Below are 7,533 nucleotides of genomic sequence, written 5' to 3'. Positions count from 1 at the left end.
GAGCTGCCCGAGCTGCCCGAGCTGCCCGACCGCAGCCGCCCGTCGGCGTGCCCGGTGCTGTCCGAGCGCAGCCAGCCACCGGCTCGTCCCGCGCTGTCCGAGCGCAGCCGGCTGCCGGCGTGCCCGGTCCTGCCCGAGCGCGGCCAGCGACCGGTGTGCCGGGTGTTGCCGGAGCACGGTCGGCTATTGGCGTGCCCCGAGCAACCCAAGCCCCCAAACCAGCACCAAGGCCGGCGCCATGACCGACTTCCTCCCGGCCTCCCGCACCATCCGCCTCACCCCACGCCCCGCGCTGGTCCTCACCACCGCGAGCCTCCTCGGGCTGGCCATGTTCTGCTGGCCCCTCTTCACCCACCCGCAACCGACCGCAGCCGCCCACACCGCCGACGCCCCGTTCGTCTTCATGGCGACCCTGCCGGTACTCATCCTCGTCGTCCTCGCCGAGCTGTCCCGCGGGGGCATCGACGCGAAAGCGCTCGCCCTCCTCGGGGTGCTCTCCGCCGTCAACGCGGGGCTCAGGCCGCTCGGGGCCGGCACCGGGGGCATCGAGCTGGTCTTCTTCCTGCTCGTGCTCGCCGGGCGGGTGTTCGGGCCCGGGTTCGGGTTCGTGCTCGGCTCGACGTCGCTGTTCACCAGCGCGCTGCTCACCGCCGGTGTCGGGCCGTGGCTGCCGTTCCAGATGCTCGCGTCGTCGCTGATCGGGCTGGGTGCCGGGCTGCTGCCGCGGGCGCGTGGCAAGGCCGAGATCGCGATGCTCGTCGCGTACGGCGTCTTCGCGGCCTACTTCTTCGGGCTCCTCATGAGCCTGTGGTCATGGCCGTTCCTCGCCGGGGACAGCACTCAGCTCGGCTTCGTCCCCGGCGCGCCACTGGCGGACAACCTTCACCGGTTCGTGGTGTACACAGTGCTGACGTCAACCCTCGGCTGGGACACCGGCCGCGCGATCACCAACGCCGTCGCCATCGTCTTCCTGGGGCCGGCCATCCTCGCGGTGCTGCGACGGGCCGCGCGGCGGGCGGCCTTTCAGCTGTAGGAGTAGAAGCCTCGGCCGGTCTTCTTGCCGAGCAGGCCCGCGTCCACCATGCGCAGCAGCAGCGGCGGCGACGAGTACAGCGGCTCCTTGAACTCCGCGTACATCGAGTCCGCGATGGCCTTGATCGTGTCCAGCCCGATCAGGTCGGACAGCCGCAGCGGGCCCATCGGGTGGGCGGTGCCCAGCTCCATGCCGCGGTCGATGTCCTCGGCCGAGGCGAAGCCCGACTCGATCATGCGGATCGCCGAAAGCAGGTACGGCACCAGCAGCGAGTTCACGATGAACCCGGCGCGGTCCTGCGAGCGGATCACGGTCTTGCCCAGCGCCGTCGTCGCGTGTTCCTCCGCGCGGCGGGCGGTCTCCTCGCTCGTCAGCAGCGAGGGCACCAGCTCCACCAGCGGCAGCACCGGCACCGGGTTGAAGAAGTGGATGCCGACCACCTGCTGCGGCCGGCTCGTCGCCATGCCCAGCTTCATGATCGGGATGGACGACGTGTTGGACGCGAACACCGCGTCCTCCGCGTCGACGATCTTGTCCAGCTGGCGGAAGACGTCGACCTTCGCCTGCTCCTGCTCGAGGATCGCCTCGACGACCAGTTCGCGGTCGGCGAACTCGGCGATGTCGGTGGTGAACCGGACCCGGCCGAGGGCAGCGTCGGCGTCCTCGGCCGACAGCTTGCCGCTCTTGACGCCGCGCTGCAGGGACTTCTCGATGCGGGCCTTGCCCGCGTCGAGCGCCGGCTGGTTCACCTCGGTGACCACGACGTCCAACCCGGCCCTGGCGTGCACCTCGGCGATGCCGGAACCCATCAGTCCCGCTCCGACGACTCCGACTCGACTGACCACCGGCTCACTCCTTCATCGCTTCGCAGGCCCGTTCTTGGGCAGCACGCAGCGCGCGAGGGCGGTTACCGGGTTTTGCCCGGCTCGCCCTCGCGCGGTTACGCGTGCTCAACGACGGTACTCGTCGTACCCGTCGTCGTACGGGTCTTGATCTTCGCTGTCGGACTCCTCGTAATGACCGCTGGAGGAGTTACTCGACAGCTCGCGCTGCAAAGCATCGAAGTCGGTCTCGTGCGAGCTGTACTTGAGCTCGCGCGCCACCTTCGTCTGCTTGGCCTTAGCCCGGCCGCGCCCCATGGCTCGACCCCCTCGCACAGGGGCGGGGCGGCCGGGGGAATCGGCGGCCCCGCATCGTCTCGACAATTCTTTCCTGCTCACACCGTACCGTGTCCGGGGGGTTCGATGCGACGTGGCACGGTGTGCCGGTGGTGACAGTGTCGGCCGGACACCGGTTACCGGCCGGTCGGTGACGATCGGCGCAGGTAGACGTGCCACGATCTACCCGTGCTCCGTCCCTTCGTGGCCTACCTGCGGGTGTACGAACCCCTGCTCGCCCTGGGCGACCCGCCGGACGAACGGCTGCGTGCGGCCGTCGCGGCGGCCAAGCTGCGGCGGACGGACGCGGGCGCCCGCGAGCAGGCCATGTGGCTCAAGTCACAGGTCGCCGCCCCGCGGCGGCTGCTGCCCGCCGAGCTCGCCGACGGCCGTCCCGCCCCGAGCCTGCTGACCGACGTCCTGGTGCTCGACCCGCAGGACGTCCCGGGCGGCAAGGCCGAAGCCGGCCCGCTGGTCTGTCCGCTGGAACTGCGCGCCCGCTCGGCGGCCGCGCTGGTGACGTTCCTGGGCGACGCGCACCCGGCGCTGAAGAACGTCGTCCTCGACGAGGGCGGCTTCACCCAGGAGACGATCCGCGCCCGCACCAAGTCGGCGATGGCGGACCTGAGCACGTCCGCGGCCCACACGCTGTCGACGACGTGGACGGTCCCGCTGCCCTGGTTCGTGCTGATCGACCCGGACGAGCGCCGCCTCGTGCTCGGCGACGGCCGCGACGACCCGAAGCGCGAACTCTCCTGGCGCGCGACGCTCGCCGACGCCCAGCACCGCGCGCGTGAAGCCGGCGAACTGCTGGAGCAGACCTTCGGCGACTCCGGCCCGGGGCGCGTCCTCTTCGAAACCCGCCGCTGGCTCGACAACTTCCACCCGGACTCGGTGATCGAGCTCGACTACGGCGGCCTGGTGCAGCTGTTCGCGGACGCGGTCCTGGAGGCCGACAACACCGCGGACGAGGTCCACGACATCCTGGACGCGCTGCGCTCGGGGAACGTGGAGGAGCTGGCCGAGCTGTTCTCGGACCTGCGCGAGTTCTGGGGCGACGTCGCCGCCCGCGAACGCGGCAACTGAGCTCAGCCGCGCAGTTCCGGGACCAGGATCTCGCCGACCGGGCGGCCGCCGCCCAGGATCGAGCCGTGGGCGAGCTCCGGCAACGTCGACACGTCGACCCCCAGGTACCGCAGGGCCGCCACCGCCAGCGGGGCGCACGCGCGCTTGTTGCCGTCGTCGATCTTGATCGCCACCGCGAAGCCGTCCGGGAACGCGAACGCGTGGACGCCCTCCGCGCCCGCCTTCGAGACCAGGCCGTCCACCGCGGACATCAGGTCCGTGTCCTCGCGGCCGGTGCCGCCGACCAGCCACGGGTGCGTCCGCATCGCCGTGGCCACCCGGCTCTCGGGGCCGTCCGGCGCGACCGCCAGCCTGCCGAACGCGCGAGCCAGGCCGGTCAGGGAGAACGCGAAGAGCGGGGCGCCGCAGCCGTCGACTCCCGTGTGGGCGATCGGCTCGCCCGTCAGCTCCGCGACCGCCGCCGCGATCTTCTGCTGCAGCGGGTGGTCCGGGGCCTCGTACCCCGACGTCGGCCAGCCGGCGCGGAGGCAGGTGGTCAGCATCGCCGTGTGCTTGCCGGAGCAGTTCATCATCACGCGGCGGGGCTCGGCCGCGTCGCGCATGCTCGGGACGTGCAGCGGGAAGTCCGGCGGGCACGCCAGGTCGTCTTCGCGCAGGCCGGCCGCTTCCAGCAGCTCCAGGACGCGCTTGACGTGGCCCGGCTCGCCGGAGTGCGACGCGCACGCCAGCGCCAGGTCCTCGCCGTCGAAGTCCAGGCCCGCGCGCAGCATGCCGACCGCCTGCAGGGGCTTGTTCGACGAGCGCGGGTACACCGGCGACGTGACGTCGCCCAGCACCAGGCGGGCTTCGCCTTCGGGACCGGTCACGACCAGGGCACCGCGGTGGACGCTTTCGACGAAGCCGGAGCGGACGACCTCGGCCAGGACGGGGTTGGTCACTGCTCGCCGCGTCCTCGTTCGCTCTCGAGCAGCTCGTCCACAGTGGCCGAACCCTGCTGGTAGCGCTTCGCGATCTCGGCGTTCAGCGTGTCCATGACGCCTTGGACCTCGCGCCGGAAGGACGACACCGACAGCTCTTCGCTGGCGTAGGTGTCCAAAGCGGAGGCGAGCTTCTCGTCCGAGAGGGAGCCGACGTCGGTCAGGTCGGTGTCGCCGATCAGGGCTTCCGCGTGCCGCCGGTGTTCGCCGGCCCGGGACGGCTCCAGCTGCTGGTGGCGGCCCGAACCCGCCGCCGGGCCCAGCGCGTTGTCGGCCAGGATCGTCGCCAGCTGGTCGACGATGCTGGCTTCGCCGCCGGAGCTGCGCCGCACCTGCTCGGCGCGCACGATGTCGATGCGCGCGTGCAGGAGCCGCCGCAGGTAGGACAGGTCCGTCTCTTCCTGCGCGGCTTCGTCGCGCCGCTCGCGCAGCACCTTCAACGGCAACTCGCCCAAGCCGCTGAGGTACCCCGGGCCGAGCACGCGGTCGATCCGCCGCCTGCCACCGGGCCGCACTTCGATCACAGCGCAGTTTATCCCGGTTGAGCGTGATCTCGCCGTCAGGGGCTTTCGTTCAGCCACGGAGTTGCGCTGCCGCCGCGCGCCCCGGGGCCGGCTGTTCCGACGGCACCGAGTCCGGGTCGATCGCCGCTTGGACGAGGTTGTCCTCCGACCCCGCCAGCAGCTCCGCGCTCACCGGTGTCGACCGCTTGACCAGCGCCAACGCGATCGGGCCGAGCTCGTGGTGCTGGATGACCGTGCCGATCCGGCCGACCGTCCGGCCGTCGAGCAGCAGCGGATCGCCGGGCTCCGGCGTGACCTCCGGCGAACCGTCGAGGTGGAGCAGCAGCAGGTTCCGCGGCGGGCGGCCGACGTTGTGCACCTTTGACACCGTCTCCTGGCCGCGGTAGCAGCCCTTCGCGACGTGCGCGGCCGAGCCGACCCAGCCGACCTCGTGCGGGATCGTGCGGTCGTCGGTGTCCACGCCCAGGCGGGGGCGCACCGACTCGACGCGCAGGGCGTCGAACACCCAGCTGCCCGCTGCCCGCGCGCCCGCGTCGGTCAGCCGCTTCCACCAGTCGAGCAGCGCCGCGCGCGGGACCGCCAGGTCGACGCTGGAGCGGCCCGGCCACGGCATCCGCCGCGCGAAGCCGCCATCCGGCAGCGGCGCCACCGCGTACGGCTCCGGCCCGATTTCGACGCCGACCGCGCTCAGCACGCGCTCGGCGTCCGGGCCGAGCACGGTGAGCAGCGCGAGCTCGGCGGTCGCGTCGCGGATGTCCACCTTGGACCAGAACTTCATCGCTTCGAGGTATTCGAGCAGCGTTTGCGGGCCGCCCTTGGGGAGCGCGCTGGTGACGCTCGGACCCGGGTCGGTGTCGAGGTACACCGTGCCGTCGACGTGCGCGACCACCATGTGCGTCTCGACGCGGCCCTGGCTGTCGAGGACCAGCGCCTCGGTGCCGGAGCCCTCGGCGAGCCCGGTCACGTGCTGCGAGATGACCAGGTGCAGCCACGACAGCCGCTCTTCGCCGGTGACGGCGAGGAACTCGCGGTGCGACCGGTCGATCACGACCACGCCGCGCGAGGCCGTGCGCTGCTCCGCGAACGGGTCTCCCCAGTGCCAGGGCACTCCGGCCTCGGGGTGGTCGTCAGGGGCGGCGATCGATCCGGGCACGTCCAGCAGCGGCGAGCGGTACGGCATACCCCTCAGCCTAGGTGAGTACCGTGGCCGCATGCGCGTCCTCGTCTTCCTCGACGGAACCCCGGCCGACCCCGGCGTCGCCCAGATCAAGGTCGACGACCTCGGGCTGATGCGCGGCGACGGCGTCTTCGAGACGATCCTCGTCGTCGACGGCAAGCCCCGCGAGCTGCGCCCGCACCTCGAACGGCTGGCCCGGTCCGCGGCGATGCTCGACCTGCCGGAGCCCGACCTCGCCGCGTGGGAACGCGTGGTCGCGCAGGTGCTCGAACGGTGGACGGGCGGCCCCGAAATGACGCTGAAACTGGTGTACACCAGGGGATCCGACGGCGACCCCGCCGCGAAGCCGACCGGGTTCGCGCTCGGTTCCGAGGTGCCGCCATCGATCTTGAAGGCTCGCGCCGAAGGCGTCGCCGCGATCACCCTCGAACGCGGTTTCCCGCCGGACCTCGCCGAGCGCGCGCCCTGGCTGCTGCTCGGCGCGAAGCCGTTGTCCTACGCGATGAACATGGCCGCGGTGCGCGAAGCCGGGCGCCGCGGCGCCGAAGATGTGATTTTCACCGCCGCCGACGGTTCGGTCTTCGAAGGGCCGACGTCGACCGTCGTGCTGGCCAAGGGCCGGACGCTCTACACGCCGCCGTCGAGCATCGGCATCCTGCCGGGCACCACCCAAGCCGCGCTTTTCCGCGGCGCCGAGAAGGCGGGCTGGGCGGTCAAGGTGGAGCCGCTGACGGTCCGCGACCTCGTCGAGGGCGACGGCGTCTTCATGGCCTCCAGCGTGCGCAAGCTGACCCGCGTGCACACGCTGGACGGCGAGCGCCTCCCCGACTCCGCCGCGGTCTACGCCGAGCTGGTGGCGGCTTACGAGGGCGAGTACGCCTGAGTGATCCGCACGACCGCCGGCTCGACCGCTTCTTCGCGGTACGCCGCGATCTTGTGGTGGCCGTCGATGATCAGCTCGCGCTCGCCGTCGGCCAGCACCACCGCGACCGGCCGGTGCCCGGTGCGGATGGCGGTCCGGTAGTACCCGACGCGGGCTTCGTCGGACGGCGGCCAGGTGTCGGTCGGCGTCAGCTCCTGGTCCGCGGCGAGCCGTTCCGGCCCGCTCACGCGGTAGTCGCCGTCGACGAGCAGGTCGAGGACGGGGCCGAGCGTGGTGGCCAGCGGGCGGCGCAGCTGCCCGGTCGCCAGCGCGATCCGCAGCGACTGCGGGAGCTCCGCGCGCGTCCGCGTGTTCACGTCGAGGAAACCCGCGCCACCGCTGATCGTCACCTGTTCCACAGTTATCAGGACGGGCGACGGCTCGACATGGTTCCAGCCCCTACCCGGACGGGTGCACCGGGTGACTCCGGTCTCACCTGCCTGGCGGTACCGGACTTTCAGGACAGCCGGAAGCGGACGCGGGTGCCCGGCCGGGCCTGGGCGAGCGCGCTCAGCGCGGCCGCGCGGACGACGGCCGCGACCGGGTAGCCGCCGGTGGTCGGGTGGTCGGCGAGGAACACCACCGGCCGACCGCTGGGCGGTACCTGGATCGCGCCGGTCACGACGCCTTCGCTGGGCAGCTCGCCGTCGACCGCCC

Annotated in this window: 9 protein-coding genes and 1 pseudogene; 3 read left to right on the top strand and 7 right to left on the bottom strand. The window is 72.1% G+C overall.

Annotated elements, in window-relative coordinates:
• The first annotated feature begins 238 nt into the window (after positions 1-238).
• Positions 239-1,033 carry an ECF transporter S component gene (locus G3I65_RS28340; protein ID WP_160698813.1) on the top strand — a complete coding sequence of 265 codons (795 nt, stop codon included), beginning with the start codon at positions 239-241 and terminating at the stop codon, positions 1,031-1,033.
• Here G3I65_RS28340 and G3I65_RS28335 read toward each other — a convergent pair.
• Both G3I65_RS28335 and G3I65_RS28330 read right to left on the bottom strand, forming a co-directional pair.
• The gene (locus G3I65_RS28335; protein ID WP_309235764.1) at positions 1,024-1,878 is read right to left on the bottom strand and encodes a 3-hydroxybutyryl-CoA dehydrogenase; all 855 of its coding nucleotides are present in this window, start codon (positions 1,876-1,878) and stop codon (positions 1,024-1,026) included. The two genes, G3I65_RS28340 and G3I65_RS28335, sit on opposite strands and share 10 nt — an antisense overlap.
• A 105-nt stretch (positions 1,879-1,983) precedes the next feature.
• Positions 1,984-2,172, bottom strand: coding sequence for a DUF3073 domain-containing protein (locus tag G3I65_RS28330; RefSeq protein ID WP_160698812.1), 189 nt, complete (start codon positions 2,170-2,172; stop codon positions 1,984-1,986).
• Positions 2,173-2,379: 207 nt separating this feature from the next.
• On the opposite strand from G3I65_RS28330, the gene G3I65_RS28325 reads away from it, so the two are divergent.
• A complete protein-coding gene (locus G3I65_RS28325; protein ID WP_163046770.1) occupies positions 2,380-3,276 on the top strand; it encodes a hypothetical protein in 897 nt (298 codons plus the stop codon).
• Positions 3,277-3,278: 2 nt separating this feature from the next.
• Here G3I65_RS28325 and G3I65_RS28320 read toward each other — a convergent pair whose 3' ends face one another.
• Genes G3I65_RS28320 through G3I65_RS28310 form a run of 3 tightly spaced genes read right to left on the bottom strand, consistent with a single transcriptional unit; the run spans position 3,279 to position 5,957 of the window.
• Entirely contained in the window at positions 3,279-4,214 is a 936-nt protein-coding gene (locus G3I65_RS28320) for an asparaginase (protein ID WP_160698811.1), read from the bottom strand.
• A complete protein-coding gene (locus tag G3I65_RS28315; RefSeq protein ID WP_086861421.1) occupies positions 4,211-4,777 on the bottom strand; it encodes an aerial mycelium formation protein in 567 nt (188 codons plus the stop codon). The genes G3I65_RS28320 and G3I65_RS28315 overlap by 4 nt, the downstream gene beginning before the upstream one ends.
• A gap of 49 nt (positions 4,778-4,826) precedes the next feature.
• Complete coding sequence (locus tag G3I65_RS28310) at positions 4,827-5,957, bottom strand: folate-binding protein YgfZ (protein ID WP_160698810.1); 1,131 nt, start codon at positions 5,955-5,957, stop codon at positions 4,827-4,829.
• A gap of 31 nt (positions 5,958-5,988) precedes the next feature.
• Between G3I65_RS28310 and G3I65_RS28305 the strand changes: the two genes are divergently transcribed.
• Positions 5,989-6,837 carry an aminodeoxychorismate lyase gene (locus G3I65_RS28305; protein WP_160698809.1) on the top strand — a complete coding sequence of 283 codons (849 nt, stop codon included), beginning with the start codon at positions 5,989-5,991 and terminating at the stop codon, positions 6,835-6,837.
• Here the strand turns inward: G3I65_RS28305 and G3I65_RS28300 are convergent.
• Together G3I65_RS28300 and G3I65_RS28295 are read right to left on the bottom strand one after the other, a co-directional pair.
• A complete protein-coding gene (locus G3I65_RS28300; protein WP_309235762.1) occupies positions 6,816-7,235 on the bottom strand; it encodes a hypothetical protein in 420 nt (139 codons plus the stop codon). The two genes, G3I65_RS28305 and G3I65_RS28300, sit on opposite strands and share 22 nt — an antisense overlap.
• A 98-nt stretch (positions 7,236-7,333) precedes the next feature.
• A pseudogene (locus tag G3I65_RS28295) lies at positions 7,334-7,533 on the bottom strand (biotin-dependent carboxyltransferase family protein); the annotation flags it as partial.

Source organism: Amycolatopsis sp. SID8362 (assembly GCF_010550475.1).
Classification (GTDB): Bacteria; Actinomycetota; Actinomycetes; order Mycobacteriales; family Pseudonocardiaceae; genus Amycolatopsis; species Amycolatopsis eburnea.
Note: the sequence above shows the minus strand (reverse complement) of the source record. Positions and strands in the feature narration are given on the sequence as shown.

What these genes read in the sequence shown, in the direction of transcription:
- G3I65_RS28340 (WP_160698813.1), top strand. Translation starts at nt 239, where the DNA reads ATGACCGACTTCCTCCCGGCCTCCCGCACCATCCGCCTCACCCCACGC.
- G3I65_RS28330 (WP_160698812.1), bottom strand. Translation starts at nt 2,172, where the DNA reads ATGGGGCGCGGCCGGGCTAAGGCCAAGCAGACGAAGGTGGCGCGCGAG.
- G3I65_RS28310 (WP_160698810.1), bottom strand. Translation starts at nt 5,957, where the DNA reads ATGCCGTACCGCTCGCCGCTGCTGGACGTGCCCGGATCGATCGCCGCC.
- G3I65_RS28305 (WP_160698809.1), top strand. Translation starts at nt 5,989, where the DNA reads ATGCGCGTCCTCGTCTTCCTCGACGGAACCCCGGCCGACCCCGGCGTC.